The sequence below is a fragment of the Streptomyces sp. NPDC031210 genome (genome assembly GCF_055570395.1).
The window spans coordinates 123,119-142,292 of sequence record NZ_JBVIHH010000010.1 but is presented as its reverse complement, the minus strand read 5'-3'; the positions used below and the strand labels follow the sequence as shown (position 1 = coordinate 142,292).

At 71.1% G+C, this 19,174-nt stretch carries 18 protein-coding genes and 1 tRNA gene; 13 read left to right on the top strand and 6 right to left on the bottom strand.

The window, feature by feature from the left end:
* The first annotated feature begins 29 nt into the window (after positions 1 to 29).
* Both ACZ45Z_RS19870 and ACZ45Z_RS19865 read left to right on the top strand, forming a co-directional pair.
* Positions 30 to 596 (top strand): nucleoside deaminase, encoded by a 567-nt coding sequence (locus tag ACZ45Z_RS19870; RefSeq protein WP_468363832.1) that lies wholly within the window; start codon positions 30 to 32, stop codon positions 594 to 596.
* A 68-nt stretch (positions 597 to 664) separates the two neighbouring features.
* Positions 665 to 754: transfer RNA gene (locus ACZ45Z_RS19865), tRNA-Ser, on the top strand.
* Positions 755 to 882: 128 nt separating this feature from the next.
* Here the strand turns inward: ACZ45Z_RS19865 and ACZ45Z_RS19860 are convergent.
* The gene (locus ACZ45Z_RS19860) at positions 883 to 1,617 is read right to left on the bottom strand and encodes a GAF domain-containing protein (RefSeq protein ID WP_468363829.1); all 735 of its coding nucleotides are present in this window, start codon (positions 1,615 to 1,617) and stop codon (positions 883 to 885) included.
* A 345-nt stretch (positions 1,618 to 1,962) separates the two neighbouring features.
* Here ACZ45Z_RS19860 and ACZ45Z_RS19855 point away from each other — a divergent pair, with 345 nt between their 5' ends.
* Positions 1,963 to 2,178, top strand: coding sequence for a hypothetical protein (locus tag ACZ45Z_RS19855; protein ID WP_468363827.1), 216 nt, complete (start codon positions 1,963 to 1,965; stop codon positions 2,176 to 2,178).
* A gap of 81 nt (positions 2,179 to 2,259) precedes the next feature.
* On the opposite strand, the gene ACZ45Z_RS19850 is transcribed toward ACZ45Z_RS19855, so the two are convergent.
* Positions 2,260 to 2,694 carry a hypothetical protein gene (locus ACZ45Z_RS19850; protein WP_468363824.1) on the bottom strand — a complete coding sequence of 145 codons (435 nt, stop codon included), beginning with the start codon at positions 2,692 to 2,694 and terminating at the stop codon, positions 2,260 to 2,262.
* 413 nt (positions 2,695 to 3,107) lie between these two features.
* On the opposite strand from ACZ45Z_RS19850, the gene ACZ45Z_RS19845 reads away from it, so the two are divergent.
* The 6 genes from ACZ45Z_RS19845 to ACZ45Z_RS19820 all read left to right on the top strand — a co-directional run bounded on the left by ACZ45Z_RS19845 (position 3,108) and on the right by ACZ45Z_RS19820 (position 7,468).
* Positions 3,108 to 3,272 (top strand): hypothetical protein, encoded by a 165-nt coding sequence (locus ACZ45Z_RS19845; RefSeq protein ID WP_468363821.1) that lies wholly within the window; start codon positions 3,108 to 3,110, stop codon positions 3,270 to 3,272.
* Between the two features lie 61 nt (positions 3,273 to 3,333).
* Positions 3,334 to 3,627 carry a Dabb family protein gene (locus ACZ45Z_RS19840; protein ID WP_468363818.1) on the top strand — a complete coding sequence of 98 codons (294 nt, stop codon included), beginning with the start codon at positions 3,334 to 3,336 and terminating at the stop codon, positions 3,625 to 3,627.
* A 366-nt stretch (positions 3,628 to 3,993) separates the two neighbouring features.
* On the top strand, positions 3,994 to 4,803 hold the full coding sequence (locus ACZ45Z_RS19835; RefSeq protein ID WP_468363815.1) for an RNA polymerase sigma factor SigF: 810 nt from the start codon (positions 3,994 to 3,996) through the stop codon (positions 4,801 to 4,803).
* 190 nt (positions 4,804 to 4,993) lie between these two features.
* Positions 4,994 to 5,830 (top strand): RNA polymerase sigma factor SigF, encoded by an 837-nt coding sequence (locus tag ACZ45Z_RS19830; protein WP_468363813.1) that lies wholly within the window; start codon positions 4,994 to 4,996, stop codon positions 5,828 to 5,830.
* A 170-nt stretch (positions 5,831 to 6,000) separates the two neighbouring features.
* A complete protein-coding gene (locus tag ACZ45Z_RS19825; RefSeq protein ID WP_468363810.1) occupies positions 6,001 to 6,807 on the top strand; it encodes a hypothetical protein in 807 nt (268 codons plus the stop codon).
* 187 nt (positions 6,808 to 6,994) lie between these two features.
* The gene (locus tag ACZ45Z_RS19820) at positions 6,995 to 7,468 is read left to right on the top strand and encodes a VOC family protein (RefSeq protein ID WP_468363807.1); all 474 of its coding nucleotides are present in this window, start codon (positions 6,995 to 6,997) and stop codon (positions 7,466 to 7,468) included.
* A gap of 130 nt (positions 7,469 to 7,598) precedes the next feature.
* Here the strand turns inward: ACZ45Z_RS19820 and ACZ45Z_RS19815 are convergent, their stop codons facing one another.
* Positions 7,599 to 7,820, bottom strand: a complete 222-nt coding sequence (locus ACZ45Z_RS19815; RefSeq protein ID WP_468363804.1) for a hypothetical protein — start codon at positions 7,818 to 7,820, stop codon at positions 7,599 to 7,601.
* Positions 7,821 to 8,082: 262 nt separating this feature from the next.
* Here ACZ45Z_RS19815 and ACZ45Z_RS19810 point away from each other — a divergent pair, with 262 nt between their 5' ends.
* The 4 genes from ACZ45Z_RS19810 (at position 8,083) to ACZ45Z_RS19795 (ending at position 13,722) form a co-directional block, all read left to right on the top strand.
* A complete protein-coding gene (locus ACZ45Z_RS19810; RefSeq protein ID WP_468363801.1) occupies positions 8,083 to 8,556 on the top strand; it encodes a MarR family winged helix-turn-helix transcriptional regulator in 474 nt (157 codons plus the stop codon).
* A gap of 89 nt (positions 8,557 to 8,645) precedes the next feature.
* Positions 8,646 to 11,177, top strand: a complete 2,532-nt coding sequence (locus ACZ45Z_RS19805; RefSeq protein ID WP_468363798.1) for an MFS transporter — start codon at positions 8,646 to 8,648, stop codon at positions 11,175 to 11,177.
* A 249-nt stretch (positions 11,178 to 11,426) separates the two neighbouring features.
* Positions 11,427 to 12,365 carry a YceI family protein gene (locus tag ACZ45Z_RS19800; protein ID WP_468363795.1) on the top strand — a complete coding sequence of 313 codons (939 nt, stop codon included), beginning with the start codon at positions 11,427 to 11,429 and terminating at the stop codon, positions 12,363 to 12,365.
* A gap of 280 nt (positions 12,366 to 12,645) precedes the next feature.
* Positions 12,646 to 13,722, top strand: a complete 1,077-nt coding sequence (locus ACZ45Z_RS19795; protein WP_468363793.1) for a YVTN family beta-propeller repeat protein — start codon at positions 12,646 to 12,648, stop codon at positions 13,720 to 13,722.
* 244 nt (positions 13,723 to 13,966) lie between these two features.
* On the opposite strand, the gene ACZ45Z_RS19790 is transcribed toward ACZ45Z_RS19795, so the two are convergent.
* From ACZ45Z_RS19790 to ACZ45Z_RS19780, 3 genes are all read right to left on the bottom strand, one after another.
* The gene (locus ACZ45Z_RS19790) at positions 13,967 to 14,743 is read right to left on the bottom strand and encodes a TetR/AcrR family transcriptional regulator (protein WP_468363790.1); all 777 of its coding nucleotides are present in this window, start codon (positions 14,741 to 14,743) and stop codon (positions 13,967 to 13,969) included.
* Between the two features lie 201 nt (positions 14,744 to 14,944).
* Positions 14,945 to 16,591, bottom strand: coding sequence for an MFS transporter (locus tag ACZ45Z_RS19785; protein WP_468363787.1), 1,647 nt, complete (start codon positions 16,589 to 16,591; stop codon positions 14,945 to 14,947).
* A 132-nt stretch (positions 16,592 to 16,723) separates the two neighbouring features.
* Positions 16,724 to 19,138: an ArnT family glycosyltransferase gene (locus ACZ45Z_RS19780; RefSeq protein ID WP_468363784.1), complete on the bottom strand. Its 2,415-nt coding sequence runs from the start codon at positions 19,136 to 19,138 to the stop codon at positions 16,724 to 16,726.
* Positions 19,139 to 19,174: the final 36 nt, after the last annotated feature.

The window sequence follows — 19,174 nt, the reverse complement described above, 5'->3', positions numbered from 1 at the left end:
CCGCCCCGCCCGTCCCCGACACTGGGGACATGACCGTGCACTCCTCCGCCTCCCCGCACTCCCCCGAGCCCGCACCGGGCCCCGATCCGCTGCGCGATCCCTGGATCGCACCGATGCGGCGGGCGCTGGCGGAGGCCGCGCGCGCGCCCGCAACCGGCGACGTCCCGGTCGGCGCCGTCGTGCTGTCCCCGGACGGCCGGGTGCTCGGCACCGGCCACAACGAACGCGAGGCCACCGGCGACCCCACCGCGCACGCCGAGGTCCTCGCCCTGCGCGCGGCGGCCCGCGCGCTGCGGGAGGAAGCCCTGGGTGCGACTCCCGGCCAGGAGGGCGGCGTCCGGCGGCCGGGCGACTGGCGGCTGACCGGGTGCACCCTGGTCGTCACCCTGGAACCGTGCACGATGTGCGCGGGCGCGAGCGTCCTGTCCCGCGTCGACCGCGTCGTCTACGGCGCCCGCGACGCCAAGGCCGGGGCCGCCGGGTCGCTTTGGGACGTCCTCCGCGACCGCCGCCTCAACCACCGCCCCGAGGTCATCACCGGCGTCCTCGAAGCCGACTGCGCCGCCCTTCTCACCGCCTTCTTCCGCGACCGCTGACGTCCCGGCCGGCCCCCACCCGTAATCCGATTTCGGAGCACGGCCCCCCGTGGGCTAAGCTCTCTCTCGGTAGCGTGTCCGAGCGGCCGAAGGAGCACGCCTCGAAAGCGTGTGAGGGGGCAACTCCTCCGTGGGTTCAAATCCCACCGCTACCGCCAGCAACACCCCTCCGACCTGCGGAAACGCGGTCGGAGGGGTGTTTTTTGTGCGGCGTACGCACACACGACGAGGCCGGCGCATCATGGCGCCGGCGCCCCCGTCGGACTTCGCTCGACCGGTCTCCCGGTTACTTCTTCACGGCCAGCGCGACGCCCAGCATGCGGGCGAAGACCCCGACCATGGTCACATCGTCCTGGTGCAGGTCTCCCGGCCGGAGACAGTCGACCGCCAGTATTCCGAACGATTCGTCCCCCGCCGTCACCGCACAGGCGATATACGACTTGTAGGTGTCGCTGTCGGGCTTTAACGCGTCGGGTAATTGGTCCACGTTTTCGACAAACGTACTGGTGCCGTCATCGAGCAGCTTCAATAACTCCTTGCCCCGGAGATCCGTCTCCCGGAACGTCGTCACCGGTGCCACATTCCGGCCCGACCAAAGGCTGTTACGGCATTTCACCTCGCGCTGCCCGGGCGGCGTACCGGGCACCTGCTCCAGAAAGCAGGCCCGCACGTCCTGAGGGCCGATCAAAGAGGCGGTGAGGGAAACGATCGCCTGCTTGGTCTGCTGCTGGAGCGCCATCCGTTCGGCCTTGGTGGAGGCCGAAACGATCTGTCCGAGGTTGGCCGCGAGCGGAACGAGTACGTCCTCAAAGGCGCGCCGCTGATTCTTCGTCGCGGCCGTGGCCGCTTCGTTGGCGGTGGTCACCCGGCGACTGGCCAGCCAAACGGTGGCCACTGTGGCCACACTTCCCACACCCGTGATCACCCAGAACAGCCACGTGGCCATATCCAGGCCGATGACCATTTGCGCCACATATGCCAGCACCGCCAGCGCGCCGGCGGAAAACGCACCCCACCCCATGTGCAACCCCTCCCCTGTCCCCAACCGAAGGCTGCTGTGTGTGCTGTCACGCAGGATACACGCAGAGTAGTTCCATTGGGCGAAATCCGTTTAGTTCCGGGGTTGTTCGGGTATCCCTCGGCTAGTGTGTGATGCAGGTAAGGACGATGTGCTCGGCTTACCCAGTGTGCACGTCGTGATCATGACCGTTCATGATCGGAACATGAGCGGGCAGTGGTAGTGATCTCGCCGTGGTGCGGAGGAACAGGCCGCGACGGGTCTTCACCTCGGGGGTTAGGGATGGAACCTGTGCCCAGCCACCGCGACAAACGCGCACGCGATGCAGAATCCTGGGGGGATTCAGTCATGAGTACGACTGCAGGTGTCTGGAACGGTGTGGCCTTAGAAACCGACCCGCGCATCGGGGAGTTTCAGGCCGACCCGGCCGCCTATATGGAGCAGCGCGCCGGAATCTTGCGCTCAGGTGACCTCGCGCAGGAGCAGGCCCGCATCCTCAAGCAGAAGAACCAGTCACTTCGACTGACGTTGAAGACCCTGCTGGGCCGCTTCCGCACCAAGTGACACGGCTCGGGCGGCAGTCGGCCGCGATGAGACGGCGAAGGCCCCGATCCGCTGGGATCGGGGCCTTCGCCGTTTCCGCCGCTACCCGCGGCGCAGTGCGCGCCGGATGAAGTGGACGATCAGCCAGACCGCCGCGACGGCGAGGATCAGGAAGACGACGAAGAGCACGATGGCGAAGATGCCGAGCTTCTTGAAGAAGCCGCGCTTCTTCTTCACCTTCGACTTCCACTTCGACTTGGACTTCGACTTGGCATCCGACTCCCACGTCGCCTTCGAGAGGCGGGCGTGCGAAGAGGTGCTCACAAGGCCGGCGGAGCCGGCGGCGGCCCGGTCGGTGGTGGCGGCGGTCGTCCGCGCGTCGGTGACGGTGTGCGGGGCGGCGGACGGCGCGTGCGCCGCGGCGGGTGCGGCGGCCGCCGCGAACAGGCCGATGAGCAGGGCCAGGACGACGGCCGGCCGGCGGCGCGCCGAGCGTCCGGCGGCACCTGAACGGGCCTCGCGGTGTGCGGAGTTCATGGGCATGGAAGTCTTCCCCCTCGGATGATGTGGCTCAGCCATTATGGGCAAGCACGGGCATCCCCGCGGAAGCCGGCGAAGTGGCGGGCCACCGGGGCGGATCACGTCGGCGTTCTCGTGCGGGTTCTCGTCGTACGGGGTGAGGGACGCGGGGCGCCGTCCGGCCGGTTGCACGGCGGCGGGTCGGGTCGGGGTCCGTACTCCCCCTGGGCGACCCCCGCGTTCCCCAAGAGGCGGGCGCGCCACCCGCCTTGGCAACCTTCCGCCCGTGGAGGCGGGATCGGGGGCCGGGCCGCCCGCGGCCGCGCCGCCCCTCGGCGGTGGGCTCGGCTGCCGCCGGTCGAACACGTGTGGTTACACTCGCCCGACTGCGTCCGGGAACTGCGGGTACGGCCATAGGAGAGACGGGACTGATGGTGCAGGCGAAGAAGATCGCGTTGTATTTGGTCATCGTCTTCGTGCTCTACACGATCATCACGTCCCCGCAGCGGGCCGCCGACCTGGTCCAGATAGGCTTCGAGGGCATCTCGTCCGCCGCTCAGGGCGTCGGCGAGTTCATGACCCAGCTGATCAGCTAGACCGGCTGCGCCCGGTCGGCCGGCGCGGCAGGCTCGTCTCGTTCGCCGCACGGAGGCCCCAGTGATCCGCCACCTGGTCCTGTTCAAGCTCAACGAAGGTGTCTCCCGTGACGAGGAGCGCGTACAGGCGGGCGTCCGCGCGTTCGCGGAGCTGGAAGGGCTGATTCCGGAGCTCCAGTTCTGGGAGTGCGGCTGGAACGTCACCGATCGCCCGATCGCCTACGACTTCGCGATCAACTCCGCCGTGGCCGACACCGACGCCCTCAAGCGTTACCTGGAGCACCCGGCCCACCAGGCGGCCGCGGGCCAGTGGCGAGAATTCGCCACCTGGGTGATCGCCGACTACGAATTCTGAGCCGTCACCCCGACGCGCCACCGCCCCTCGCCCCTACGGGCGGGGGGCTTCGTCATGCCGCCGTGGCGACTTCCCACCCGCGCGCACCCGGCCTCCCGCGCCCCCGTACGGCCCGTACGCGCCCTCGCACCCCGTTCGCCCCTCCGGGGGACTCGGAGGGCTGAGCGGGCCGCGCCGCCCCCGTACCGGCGCGCCACGACCCTCCCTGGCGCTGCCCACCTTCCCCATGCACCCCTCACGTCACACTCGCCACCCTCTCCTCAGCCAACTCTGCGCCCAACACGGAGTTATGGGGTGCTTGCACACAGTGCACATGTCTTGTGATGCTATGACCGCTTTTGCCGGATACATGCACTGAAGGGTGGCGTGACCGTGACGGCCCGTACTGCGCCCAAGGCTCCATCCCGCGAGAGCCGAAGCGCGGACACGCGGGCGCTCACGCAGGTGCTGTTCGCGGAACTGGCGGGTCTCGAACCGGGCACCCCCGAGCACACCCGGGTCCGCGCCGCCCTGATCGAGGCCAACCTGCCGCTGGTCCGCTACGCCGCGGCGCGCTTCCGCAGCCGGAACGAGCCGATGGAGGACGTCGTCCAGGTCGGCACCATCGGGCTGATCAACGCCATCGACCGGTTCGACCCGGACCGCGGCGTGCAGTTCCCCACCTTCGCGATGCCGACCGTCGTCGGCGAGATCAAACGCTACTTTCGAGACAATGTCCGCACGGTCCATGTACCGCGCCGGCTCCACGAGCTGTGGGTGCAGGTCAACGGGGCCACCGAGGACCTGACCGTGCTGCACGGACGGTCGCCCACCACCGCGGAGATCGCCGAGCGCCTGAAGATCGGCGAGGACGAGGTGCTGGCCTGTCTGGAGGCCGGCCGGTCGTACCACGCGACCTCTCTGGAGGCCGCCCAGGAGGGCGACGGGCTGCCGGGCCTGCTGGACCGCCTCGGCTACGAGGACCCCGAGCTCGCCGGCGTCGAGCACCGCGACCTCGTGCGCCACCTCCTCGTCCAGCTTCCCGAACGCGAACAGCGAATCCTGCTCCTGCGCTACTACAACAACCTGACGCAGTCACAGATCAGCGCGGAATTGGGGGTGTCGCAGATGCATGTCTCGCGGCTACTGTCGCGGAGCTTCGCCCGTCTCAGGTCCGCAAACAGGATCGAAGCCTAACCGGGACGAGCGACGCAGTCCTGCGCAGATATGTCGACTTGGCGCTACAGCGTGTTGCCGACATGTGACATTCTGCAGGAACCGCGTTTGCCGTGGCGCTGCTTCCGGTATTCAGGTGGAGGCATAACTTCCCGGTCCGCCTCGGTCCGGGGACGCCGCAGCGACCCGACCGCGACCTCAAGGGGGTGGCATGTCCGTAGAACTGGGCAGCTCGAAGGTGCTTCCCGCGATTCCCGCGCCAGCACCGCACGTGCATGACGACGACGCCATCAACACCCGCACGCTCTCCCGCTCCCTCTTCCTGCGGCTGGCCACGCTCGACAAGGACTGCGCGGAGCGGACGTACGTCCGCGACACCCTCATCGAGCTCAACCTCCCGCTGGTCCGCTACGCGGCGGCGCGCTTCCGCAGCCGGAACGAGCCGATGGAGGACATCGTCCAGGTCGGAACCATCGGCCTGATCAAGGCAATCGACCGTTTCGACTGCGAACGCGGCGTGGAATTCCCGACGTTCGCGATGCCGACCGTCGTCGGCGAGATCAAGCGCTTCTTCCGCGACACGTCCTGGTCGGTGCGGGTGCCGCGCCGGCTCCAGGAGCTCAGGCTCGCCCTCACCAAGGCCAGCGACGAGCTCGCCCAGAAGCTGGACCGCTCCCCGACCGTCCCCGAACTCGCCCTGTGCCTGGGGGTGTCGGAGGAAGACGTCGTCGACGGCCTGGCGGTCGGCAACGCCTACACCGCCTCCTCCCTCGACTCGCCCTCCCCCGAGGACGACGGCGGCGAGGGCTCCCTCGCGGACCGCCTCGGCTACGAGGACACCGCGCTGGAGGGCGTCGAATACCGCGAGTCCCTCAAGCCGCTGCTGGCCAAACTCCCGCCCCGCGAGCGGCAGATCATCATGCTGCGCTTCTTCGCCAACATGACGCAGTCCCAGATCGGCGAGGAGGTCGGCATCTCCCAGATGCACGTCTCCCGTCTCCTCACCCGCACGCTGGCGCAGCTCCGCGAGGGGCTCATCGCCGACTGAGGTCCGGTCCGCCGAGGGGCCACTCGCACCTCGCCTCTCGCGCCACTCGGCGGACAACTCGACGAACCACTGCCGGCTCCCGCGCCGGCACCCGTACCCGACGACCGCACCCGTACGCGGCCCCTTGCGCGCCCCTGTACTTCTGACGGCCCGTCATCAACACTGGCCGCATGCGACGGACGACGACTGTTGCCTCCGCCACGGCCGCCCTGGCGTGCCTGAGCGTCCTGCTCACCGGCTGCGGCAGCGCGCCGGAGCAGGGCTACGCGGCGGTCGGCGCCGCAGGTCCCGACGAGGGACGCGGCCCGGCGAAGTCCGGCCCGCCCGCGGGCGGAGTCGAGCTGACGCCCCTGGACGGTGACGACGGCGGACGCGCCGGCACCGGGCCGGGCGCCTCCTCCCGGACGGGCGAGAACGGCAAGGACGGCCCCGGCGCCGCTTCGGACGGCCACCGCACCGGCGGCTCCCCCGCGCCCGCGACGTCACCCGCGCCTCCCGGTTCCCCGGCTTCCCCCAACGCGCCTTCCCCGCCCGGCGATTCCCGGCCATCCTCACCTGGCGGATCCAGCCCCTCCAACCCCTCCCGCCCCTCCGACGGCGGCGCGGACGACGGGCCGGGCACTCCCCTGCCACCCGCCCCCTCCCCCACCGTTCCGGCCGGACCGGGCGCCCCCGCCGGCCTGGTGATCGGCAGGCCCGCCCTCGCCGACACCGGCGTCCGCTGGTGCGAAAGGGTCTCGTTCGTTCTCCTGAACACCGGCGGACGCCCGGTCACCAGGGGCACCGTCGCGTTCGGCACCCACGTCATCGGCGGCCTCGGGGTCGACTGGGCCACGATCCGCTCCACCCGCGACCTCCCCCTGCCGCTCGCCCCCGGGGAGCGGCAGACCGCCACCTGGCGACTGTGCGTGGACGCCTGGCGGGTGCCCCTGGGTATGCACATCGACACCCAGGACGTGTCCTTCACCTGGAAGTGAGCCCCGGAGGCCCGCCCCGGAGACCGGCCCCGGAGACCCACCGGGAGACCGATCCTGAGATCCGGCCCGCCGAACCGCCTCAGTCGACCGAACCGCTTCCTGGGATAGCGATGACTTCCGACCGGTGCGACGGTCTAAAGAGGGACAGGCACAGGCACGGCAGCGACACCGCTACAGGGAGAAGACCATGCCGAAGATCATCCCCAACCTCTGGTTCGACACCGAGGGCCAGGAAGCCGCCGAGTTCTACTGCTCGGTCTTCCCGAACTCGAAGATCACGGACGTCACGCACTACAACGAGGCGGGCCCGCGGCCGGCCGGCACCGTACTGACCGTCGAGTTCGAGCTCGACGGCCAGCCGTACATCGCGATCAACGGCGGCCCCGAGTTCTCCTTCAGCGAGGCGATCTCCCTCCAGATCGACTGTGCCGACCAGGAAGAGATCGACTACTACTGGGCCAAGCTCACCGAAGGGGGCGAGGAGGGACCCTGCGGCTGGCTGAAAGACAAGTACGGCTTGTCGTGGCAGGTCGCCCCGGGCGGTATGGCGGAGATGCTGAACGACCCGGACCAGGAGCGCGCCGTACGCGCCATGAAGGCCATGTTCGGCATGAAGAAAATCGACATCGCCGCCCTCCAGGCCGCCGCCGACCAGGCATGACGCACTGACGTGAAAGGGGCCCGGCGGTGCCGGGCCCCTTTGTGTGCGGAAGTTCGTGTGGCGGGGTGTCGACCGGGCCGTCCGTCGCCGGTCGCCCCTCGGCTCTCGCGCGCCGTGGCGGCGGGCCGGGTCAGGACAGGGCGAGCCAGGCCGCACCCGCCACGACCAGGAGGGCGACGATCACGCCGGCGATGAGGCCCACGCGCGGGCCCGAAGAGGACTGCTGCGCGGCCGCGGCGCGGCGGGCGCCGGCCGGGGCGGGGCCGCCCTCGTCCACGAAGGCGCGGAACATCTGGGTGCTGCCCGCCGGATCGTAGTTGCCGTCGGCCGGGTTCTGCGGGTTGGTCGCCATGGGGAAGGACCCTAGCGAACGGGGGGCGGGGAGGCACCCCTGGGGCGCGCGTCGGGGGTACGGGGCGCAGGTGCGGGCGAACGGCGGGGGCTGCGACGCCACATCGTCTGACCAGGCCCTTTACACCTCGCATACGCGATTTGACCAGCCGCCACCCCAGACTTTTCGCTCCCTTTACCCACCCCGGCCCCGAATCGTTTGCCTTCAGCAACCAACCAATCTATGGTTGCCTAAAGCAACAAAAGATCGCGGGGAGGAGCCCATGGCCGCTCACAGTCAGTACGAGGAGCTGGCCAGGCAACTCAGTGCCATCGGTGCCGTGAAGCGGGAGATGGGCCGGGTCCTGCCCCAGGACTGCCCGCCGGCCTCCGCCGGAGTGCTCACCCTCCTCGACCGGCACGGCGAGATGCGGATGAGCCAGCTCGCCGAGCTGCTCGCGATCGACATGTCGGTGACCAGCCGGCACGTCGCGCATGTCGCGGATCGCGGCTGGATCGAGCGTGAGCCCGACCCGGCGGACAAGCGGTCGCGGCTGCTGCGCCTGACGCCGAGCGGAAAGAAGCTCCTCGCGGAGCTCGCCGCGCGGTACACCCAGTCGCTTGCCCGGTATCTGGACGACTGGACCGACGCCGACGTCGGGCACCTCATCGAGCTGCTCGCCAGGCTCCGTACGAGCTTCGGCGACTGCCGCACCCGGGCGCATCACGACTCCACCACCCGTACACCCGCAGGATGAAAAGGAACCACATGGCTACGACCACACCAGCCGGTGTGCGGGGCGGCCACGCCAAGCATGGGGGCCACAGCGCCTCCCACGGGGCGCCCATGACGCATCGTCAGATCATGGAGGCACTGTCCGGGCTGCTGCTCGGCATGTTCGTCGCCATTTTGTCGTCGACGATCGTCTCGAACGCCCTGCCGGAGATCATCCACGATCTCGACGGCGGCCAGAGCGCCTACACCTGGGTCGTGACGGCCTCGCTGCTGGCGATGACGGCGACCACCCCGCTGTGGGGCAAGCTGTCCGACCTCTTCAGCAAGAAGCTGCTGGTCCAGTTCGCCCTCGTCATCTACGTCGCGGGCTCCGTCGTGGCCGGGCTGTCGCAGAACACCAGCATGCTGATCGCGTGCCGTGTGGTGCAGGGCATAGGCGTGGGCGGTCTGTCCGCCCTGGCCCAGATCGTGATGGCCGCGATGATCTCCCCGCGCGAGCGCGGCCGCTACAGCGGCTACCTCGGCGCCACCTTCGCCGTCGCCACCGTCGGCGGCCCGCTGCTCGGCGGCGTCATCACCGACACGAGCTGGCTGGGCTGGCGTTGGTGCTTCTACGTCGGCGTGCCGTTCGCCGTCATCGCGCTCATCGTGCTCCAAAAGACCCTCAAGCTCCCCGTCGTCAAGCGCGAGGGCGTCAAGGTCGACTGGGCGGGCGCCTTCTTCATCAGCGCGGCCGTCTCGCTGCTGCTGGTGTGGGTGACGCTGGCCGGCGACAAGTACGACTGGCTGTCGTGGCAGACCGCCGCGATGGTCGGCGGCTCGGTCGTGCTCGGCGCGATCTTCGTCTTCGTGGAGTCGAAGGCGAAGGAACCGATCATCCCGCTGCGGCTGTTCCGCAACAAGACGATCACCCTGGCCTCGCTGGCCTCCCTGTTCGTCGGCATCGCGATGTTCTCCGGAACCGTCTTCTTCAGCCAGTACTTCCAGCTCGCGCGCGGCAAGTCGCCGACGATGTCGGGCGTCATGACGATCCCGATGATCGGTGGCCTGTTCATCTCCTCGACGGTCTCCGGCCAGATCATCACCAAGACCGGCAAGTGGAAGGCGTGGCTGGTCGCCGGCGGCGTGCTGGTGACGGCGGGCCTGGGCCTGCTGGGCACCATCCGCTACGACACCGAGTACTGGCACATCGCCCTCTTCATGGCCCTGATGGGCCTGGGCATCGGCATGATGATGCAGAACCTGGTCCTGTGCACGCAGAACCAGGTCGCCCCCCAGGACCTCGGCTCCGCCTCGTCCGTCGTCACCTTCTTCCGCTCCCTGGGCGGTGCGGTCGGCGTCTCGGCGCTCGGTGCGGTGCTCGCCAACCGCGTCACCCACTACGTCAAGGACGGCCTGAGCGAACTCGGCCCGAAGGCGGCGAAGGCGGCCACCCAGGGCGGCACCGGCGGCGGCATCCCGGATCTGGACGCCCTGCCCGCGCCGCTGCGCACCGTCATGGAGAGCGCGTACGGCCACGGCGTCGGCGACGTCTTCCTGTACGCGGCGCCCTGCGCGCTGCTCGCCTTCCTCTTCACCCTGTTCATCAAGGAGGTCGCGTTGAAGACCCGCGGCGGACTGGCGCAGAGCGCGAGCGGCGAGGAGGGCGGCACGGCCGCGGCCACGGCGCCCGCCACCGCTGCCGCCTCGACCGCCGCCCCGGCGCCGGTCGAGGACCGGGAGCCGGCACTCGTCGGCGCGCCTCCGGCCGGCTCCGACTCCTCCGGCGAGGACGGCCGCACGCCGTCCTGGGCACAGCCGGCCGCGGCGGCGGCCACCCAGCCCCTGGCGGCGCAGGCGTCGGCCGGCGGCGGTGACGGCGCCCCGACCGGTTCCGCGATCCACGGCTTCGTGCGCAACGCGGAGGGCAATCCCGTACCGCGCTCGGCGGTCACGCTGATCTCGCTCGGCGGGCGCCAGCTCGGCCGTTCGGTCGCCCAGGCCAACGGCTCGTACGTCCTGAACGCCCCCGGCGCCGGCTCGTACGTGCTGATCGCGGCCGCCGACGGCCACCAGCCGCAGGCGTCCACGGTCGTCGTCGGCGACCAGCCGCACGGCTACGACATCCTGCTCAGCGGCACCAGCGGCCTCGGCGGCCAGGTCCGCAGCGCGGTCACCGGGGAGCCGGTCGAGGGCGCGATGGTCGTCGTCACCGATGTCCGCGGGGAGGTGCTGGCCACCGGAAAGACCGGCGCCGAGGGCCACTTCGCCTTCGACGAACTGACCACCGGGACCTTCACCGTCGCCGTGAACGCGCCGGACTTCCGGCCCACCGCGCTGCCGGTCGAGGTCGGCGGCCAGGGCACCACCCGTATCGAGGTGGAACTGCTGGCCGGCGCCCGGCTCCAGGGCACCGTGCGCGCGGGCAGCCCGAGCGGCACCCGCCGCCCGCTGCCCGACGCCCGGGTCACGCTGGTGGACGCGGCGGGCAACGTCGTCGCCACCTCCACCACCGGTGAGGACGGCGCGTACGCCTTCACCGACCTCGACGCCGGCGACTACACGGTCATCGCGAGCGGCTACCCGCCGGTCGCCACCGGCCTCGCCGTCGAGGCACACGGGGTCGATGGCTACGACATCGAACTCGCCCACCCCGGGGACTGACCCGGACGCCCGGCACGACCGGCCGGGCGGCGAAAACCCCGGGCCGGGGCGCGCGTCGAGCGGAGACGCGCCCCGGCCCGGACCACAGGGCTCCGGCGGCGGCCGTGCGCACAGGCAGGGGACGGCCTGCACGCCGCCGCCCGGAGCCCGACACTCCCCCGAGCTCTCGGCTTCCCCACTCTCGGCTTCGCTCCGAGCGGGGAGCCCCCATGTGCCGGGGCACCCCATCAGGCAACAACGGGAGAGGTAATGACTTCGACGGGCGCGGGAGCGGGCAGCGGAGCCGGATCGGACACCGGAGCGGCATCGGGAGCCGTAGCGGCGTCGGGAGCCGGGACGGGCGCGGGCACGGGGGCCGGCGCGGGCACCGCGGGCGTGCGGGCGCAGATCCGGACGCGGGACGGCTGGGCGGTCCAGCACGCCGTGCTGACCGTCACCGACATGACGGGCGCGCAGGTGCTGCGCGTCGCGGCCGACGACGAGGGCGCCGTACGCAGCGCGCGGCCGGTGCCCGCCGGCCCGTACACCGTCATCGTGACCGCCGTCGGCTACGCGCCGGTCGCCTCCACCGCCATCGTGACGGCGAGCGGCCGGATGGACGTCGGCCAGGTCGTGCTCGCGCGGCAGGGCGGCGCGGAACTCCCGCCCCCCGGCGCCTGGACGATCGACCCGATGCACTCGACGGTGGCCGCGGTCGCCCAGCATCTGGGGATCTCCAGCGTGCACGGCCGGTTCACCGACTTCGGCGGCCGGATCGAGATCGCCGAGGACCTGGCGAGGTCGACGGTCCAGGCGTCCCTCCAGGCCGCGTCGATCGACACCGGCAACGCGATGCGCGACGGCCATCTGCGGTCGGCGGACTTCCTGAACGTGGCGGAGTTCCCGGAGATCACCTACCGCGGCACCGGCGTGGAACCGGCCGGCCCGGACCGCTGGACGGTGCACGGCGAGCTGGCGCTGCACGGCGTCGTACGGCCCGTGGACCTCGGCCTGAGCTACCTCGGCACCGGCCCCGACCCGTGGGGCGGCGTCCGCGCGGCCTTCCGGGCCACGGCCGAGCTGCGCCGCGAGGACTTCAAGATGAACTACAACCAGGTGGTCGCGGCCGGCATCGCGGCCATCGGGACCACGCTGAAGGTCGAGCTGGACATCCAGGCGGTGCGGGGGGAGAGGCTGCCGATGGGGTGAGCGGCGGGGGAGCGTGGGGCGGGCGGCGACGGCGGGCCGGCTGCTCCGGATGGCTTCAGAGCACCCTCCTGTCACTCTGTGCAACGATTTGCCGTTTTCCGCGGACTTCTGGCGACGTTGAGTGAGGGCCGGATGGCGGGCACCCGCCCGGCCCGAGTAATCCTCCCGCGTGGCAGCAAGGGGATGCATGGGCGCATACGGATGCGAATGTCTGTATCGGTGTGTTCGACTGCGGCTGGCTTCCCCCCTCAAGCCGCCGCCCCGGAAGGACTGACCCCGCGTGCCACGACCCACCGTTTCCCCCGCCTCCTCGTCCCTCGGCCTGCCACCCCACCGGGCAGCGTCCGCACCGCCCCCGCGTCACCGCCGAACGCGGTGGCTGGTCACGGCCATCGCCGTGCTGGCCACCCTGCCGGCGGTCATGGGCCCGGCCGGGGCGAGCACCGCAGAGAACTCCGCCAAGGCCCAGTGGCCGGCGCGGATCAACGCCTTCGTCGCCAACAGCGGCTCGCACGCCGTCTCGGTGTACGACACCCGCCCCGAGCGCCCGCTGGGATCCACGCGCGTGGGGGCGGCCCCCACCGGGGTCGGCGCGGCGCCGGACGGCAACACCGTCTACGTCGCCAACAGCCAGTCTGACAACGTTTCCTTCCTGGACACGGCCACCCGCATGGTCACCGCCACCGTGCCCGTGGGCGACCGGCCCTTCGCCGCGACGCCCACCCGGGACGGCGACGAGGTGCTGACGACCAACTTCGGTGCCGACACCGTCTCCGTGATCAGCGTCCGCGCCCGCCGCGTGATCGCCAAGGTGCGCGTCGGCCGCCTCCCGCACAGCGTCGCCACCACCCCGGACGGCTGGGCGTACGTGACGAACAGCGGCTCCAACACGGTGACCGCCATCGATCCCGACCACCACGCGGACCGGGTCATCCCGGTCGGGGACTTCCCCAGCGGCATCAGTGCCACCACCGGGGGAGACAAGCTCTACGTTTCCAACACCGGCTCCGGAACCATTTCGGTCATCGACACCGAGACGGGCAGGGTGAGCCGGACCATCCCGGCCGGTAAGGCCCCGCTCGGCAATGTGGTCAGCCCCGACGGGTCATGCCTGTACGTGGTCGACACCGCGACGAACACCCTGCTGATCATCAACGCCCGCAGGGGAGCGATCGTCGCCCGCGTCCCCGTAGGGCTGAACCCCCAGGGCGTCGCCGTCACCCCCGACGGCAGCCGGGTCTGGGTCACCAATGAGGACTCCCACACCGTGTCCGTCATCGAACCGGCGATCGCGAGGGTCCGCACCACGCTTCCCACCGGGATCAAGCCGGAGGGCATCGCGATCACGCCGCGATAAGGGGAGGAGGGGAGAGAGGGGAGCTCCCCCACCTCACCGGCCTCCTCCGTCGCCTCGTCCGCCCCTTCGTCGCGTCAGCTCACCGCGTCAGCGCCGGTCGTCGCGTCAACCCCTGCGTCGCGTCAGCCCCTGCGTCGTGTCAGCCCCTGCGTCGTGTCAGCGGCGCTCGTCTCGTCAGGCCCCTTCGTCTCGACAGCCCTGGCCGGCCTGTCGCTTCGTCAGCTCTGGCCGTCCTGCCGATACGTCAGCCCTGGCCGTCCTGTCCATCCCGCATGGCCTCGATGCCCGCGATCTGGAGGTCGAGCGCGAAGGCGAATTCGCTGTCCAGCATCTCCAGAGCGCTGCGCCCCTCGCGGGCGTACGCGGCCCTGATGGACAGCTCCATCGTCTCGGCGAACTCCGGACGGTCCGAGATCGCGGCGACGACCTGCGCGAAGTAGTCGTCCAGGCTGATGCCCGCCGCCCGGCAGCGCGCCTCGTGCAGGCCCCGGATCGTGGAGAAGCCGTAGACGAAGTGGAAGACGGAGGCCAGCGCGCCGGACGTGCGCTCGGCGTCCAGGCCGCTGCGGCCCATCACCCGCAGCGTGGCGTTGGAGAAGGCCGTCGCATGCGGGCCGACGTTGATGAACTCGCCCAGCAGCCGCGCCGCCCAGGGATGGCGCAGCAGCATGTCGCGGTAGGCGACGGCCAGGACGCGCAGGTGAGCGCGCCAGTCGGCGTCCGCGTCCGACTCGTCGGGCAGCGTCATCTCGCCGGCCACCGCGTCCAGGGCCAGCTCCAGCAGGTCGTCCTTGGTGTCGACGTACCAGTAGACCGACATGGCGGTGACGCCGAGTTCGGCGGCGAGCCGGCGCATCGAGAACTTCGCCAGGCCCTCGGCGTCCAGCAGCCGCACCGTCGCCGCGACGATCTTGTCGAGGTCCAGTCCGGCCGGCTGGTCCGCCTTGCGTTTCAGGGGAGGGCGCTCGGTCAGCCACACGCTTTTCGGCCGCTCCCTGCCGAGCCCGTTCGTCGCTGCCATGGCGCCCCTTCCCTTCGCTGCCCTTGCCGGACGGGCCCTGCGGGCGTTACCCACCGAGGTACGTGCATGACCCACCGAGGTAGGTACGGTCGGTCGCCGGCGCCGCCCCATACGGATCTGGATACGGATCTGGATACGGATCTGGATACGGATCTGGCGCCGTCCCCGTACGGACCATCCCGTCACGGCCCGTACGGATCTTCACCGTCGCGGCCCGTACGTACCGTCACCGTCACGGCCCGTACGGATCTTCACCGCCGATGCTATTCCGCCGGGGCCGGGGTCCGTTCCGGGGTGAGGGTCGACGCCTTCCCCGCCGCCGCGTTCCGCCCGGCGCAGCAGTACCGCGGCGAGCAGTCCGCCCAGGAACACCGCGGCCGCGCCGACGAGCTGGCTGGTGCCGATGCCGGCCGCGAACGCGTCGTGGACGGCGGCGCGTTCGGCGTCCGTACGGGTGCGGGCGAAAGCCGCGGGCAGCGAGCCGGCGCCCGCGGCGACCAGCGGCAGCAGCGCCACGAACCGCGAGTTGAGGACCGCGCCCAGAACGGCCACGCCGAGACCTTGGCCGAATTCCATCAGTGTGCCGTTGACGCCGGCCCCCACACCGGCCTTGGCCGGGGGTATCGCGGACATGATGGCGTTGGCCATCGTCGGCATGGCGAGCGCCACCCCGACGCCCATCACGACGAGGCCGGCCAGCATGCCGCCGTAGCTGTCACCGCCGAGCGTGGAGACGGCGGCGAGGCCCGCCGCGAGCAGCGTCATCCCGGAGACGATCATCCCGGGGGTGCCGAGCTTCGGCGTCAGGCGGGCGCCGAGGCCGGTGAAATTGACCAGGATGACGGTGACGGCGAGCGGCGCCATCCGCAGCCCCGCGTCCAACGGGCCGTATCCCAGGACCAGTTGAAGATGCTGAGTGAGCAGGAACATCGAGCCGCCCATACCGAAGGCGACGAGGATGCCGCCGGAGACGGCGCCGATGAACCGGCGGTTGCGGAAGAAGTGCATGTCCAGCATCGGGTGCGGGACGCGCAGCTCCCACAGCGCGAAGACGGCGAGGCCGGCGAGGCCGATGGCGGCGGAGAGCAGTACCCGGCCGGACAGCCAGCCGGACCCCGGGCCGGAGATGATCGCGAAGACGACGCCCACCATGCCGATCATGGAGAGCAGCGCTCCGACCAGGTCCGGGCGGTCCCCGCCGGTGCTCTTGGACTCGGGGACGAGGGTGACGACGGCCGCGAGCGCGACGAGCGCGACCGGCAGGTTGATCAGGAAGAGCGAACCCCACCAGAAGTGGTCGAGCAGTGAGCCGCCGATCAGCGGCCCGGCGGCGAATCCGAGGGAGTTGACCGAGCTCCAGATGCCGATGGCCTTGGGGCGCTCCGCGTCGTCGAAGATCTGCATGACGACGGCGAGCGTGGTGGTCACCAGCAGCGCGCCGCCGACCCCCATGCCGGCGCGGGCGGCGATCAGTTGGCCGGGCGACTGGGCGAGGGCGGCGCCGAGCGAGGCGAGACCGAAGAGGACCAGGCCGACGGCGAGCATCTTCTTGCGGCCGTAGCGGTCGGCGGCGTTGCCGGCCGTCAGCAGCAGTCCGGACTGGACGAGCGAATAGGCGTTGATCATCCACTGGACGTCGGCGGTGGTCGCGCCCATTCCCCGGGTGAGCGAGGGGACCGCGACGTTGAGCACCGTGTTGTCGAGGACAACGGTGAGCTGGGCTACGCAGATGACGGCGAGGATCAGCCAACGGGTGGCGTGAGTGGGAAGGGTGGGTGGGGTGGGAGGGGCAGGAGGGGCGGTACCGGCCGGGGTTTCCGTCGGGGTGGAGGGGGAGGGGGTGGGCATGCGGCTCCCTGTACGGTGCGGGCGGGGTGCTTTACACCGTACAGGGGTTACTTATACGCCGTACATTTGTTTTTGGGTTGAGGGTCTGAGGACTCGTGTCTGGGGGCTGGGCCCCTGGGGAGGCTCGGCCGGCTAGTCCACCGTCCGCGTCAGGTCGTAGAACGTGGCACTGCCGGACGTGGCACTGCCGACGGTGGCACTGCCGACGGTGGCCTTCTTGAAGGTCTTCTCCACCCAGGAGGTGATCTTCGACGCGCCGCCCGCGCCGCTCCCGGGACCGCCACGACCGCCCTGCGCGCCCTGCGCGCCCGCGATGAAGTAGTGGATCTTCCCCTCCCCCACATACCTCTTGAACTGCGCGAGGCTCGGCGAGGGATCGCTTCCGTTGAAGCCGCCGATCGCCATCACCGGCTTCTCGGTGGCGAGTTGGTAGCTCGCGGCGTTCTGCGAACCGATGGCGGCGGCCGCCCAGGTGTAGTCGTCCGCGTCGTGCGCCAGCAGCGCCTTGACCGCGCCGCTCACCTTGCTGCCGTTGAGCAGACCGCCCATGCCGCCACCCATCCGGCCGCCCCGCTCGGCGAATCCGCCCGCCGGGCCGCCGCCGGGAAAGCCCTGCGGGGCGCCGGCCTGGTTGCGGCCGGGGCCTGCGGCAGTTCCTGGGGGCAGGCCCTGGTTCCGACCCTGCCCGGTCCCGGGTTGGCCGGGCGGTCCGGGCGGTCCGGGCGGCGTACCGTCGGCGGCCATCCGGCCGCCCCCTCCACCGGCACCCGGGAATCCGCCCCCGCCACCCAGGCCGCCCCGGCCACCCACGACCGAAGGCCCGGCCGTGATGATCGATCCCCCCTTGGGGGTGTTGACCGTGCTGAGCGTGTACGCGAGCGGTCCGGCCAGCGCCGTGGCCACCCCGAGCGCCGCCGCGAACATCGCGACCCCACGGCCGCCCCTGGCCGTACGGCCGCCCCGTGCCGCCGCCGGCAGACCCGGCGCCCGCAGCAATCCGAGCGCCGCCAGCAGTCCGAGCGCCAGTACGGTCCAGCGCAGCCACGGCAGCCAGTCCGGCGAACGGTTCAGCAGCACGTACGACCATCCGGCGGTCGCCGCGACCGTCACCGCGAGGACAAGTGGGGCGAGCCGTCCGCCGCGCCGCCACAGCAGCGTCGCGCCCATGCCGACCAGCGCCGCGATGTAGGGCGCCAGCGCGATGTTGTAGTACTGGTGGAAGATCCCGGACATGAAGCTGAAGGTCACGAACGTCATCAGCAGCGCACCGCCCCACACCAGGAACTCCGCCCGCTGACCGGCCTGTTCGGCCGCGTCCGACCGCTGACCGGCCTCGTCCGCACACCGGGCCGCATCCGCGCGCCGCGCCCGCCACAGCACACACACGGCGGCGACCAGCAGGATCAGCGCGGCGGGCAGCAGCCAGGAGATCTGCCCGCCCATGTCGGACGAGAACAACCGGGTGACGCCGGTCTCGCCCCAGCCGCCACCCCCTGTGCCACCGCCGGGGCCACCCCCGCCGACGCTCCCGGTCTCGTTGCCGCTGATCCGGCCGAGTCCGTTGTAACCGAAGGTCAGCTCCAGAAAGCTGTTGTGCTGCGAGCCGCCGACGTACGGACGCGACGACGCCGGCCACAGCTCGACGATCGCCACCCACCAGCCGCCGGAGACCACGATCACCAGGCCGGCGAGCAGCAGTTGCCCGAACCGGCGCCGCCGCGCGACCGGCGCGCATGCTGCGTGGACAACGGCCAACGGCGGCAGGATCAGCCACGCCTGGAGGGTCTTGGTGAGAAAGCCCAGCCCGAAACAGAGCCCGGCCAGCAGCAGCCACTTGGTCCGCCCGTCCTCCAGGGCGCGCAGGACGGCGGCGATGGCACAGACCATGAGCAGGCACAGCAGCGCGTCGGGGTTGTTGAAGCGGAACATCAGGGCGGCGACCGGCGTCAGCGCCAGCGCCGCGCCCGCCAGCAGTCCGGCCGCCGCACCGAACCGGCGCCGCACCGCCCCGTACAGCACGCCGACCGTCGCGACCCCCATCAACGCCTCGGGCACCAGGATCGCCCACGAACTCAGACCGAAGAGCCGTACGGACAGCGCCATCGGCCAGAGTGCGGCGGGGGGCTTGTCGACGGTGATGGAGTTCGCCGCGTCGGACGAACCGAAGAAGAACGCCTTCCAGCTCTCGCTGCCGGCCTGCACGGCGGCCGAATAGAACTGGTTGGCGTAACCGGAGGCGGACAGGTTCCAGAGATAGAGCACGGCCGTGACCAGCAACAACGCCAGCAGCGCGAGCCGCGCCCCACGCGGATCCATCGGCCGCCCGCGAACGATCCGCTCGATCGGACCGCGCGGCTGGCTGCGGGGCTCGTGGGCACGTGCGGGCGGTGCGGGCGCCACGGCCGCCTTCCCTGCGGCCGCCTCCACGGCGGGCTCCGACGCGGACGTCTCCCGAGGAACGGCGACCGACGCCAGCGCTCTTTCCTGCGCGGGGAGCGGTGGCGGGTGGGGCGGATCGGCGGGAGTAGCGGGCGGCTGCGGGGTCATTTAGGGCTCCTGGTGGGGTGTTGGGGGCGAGGGTCT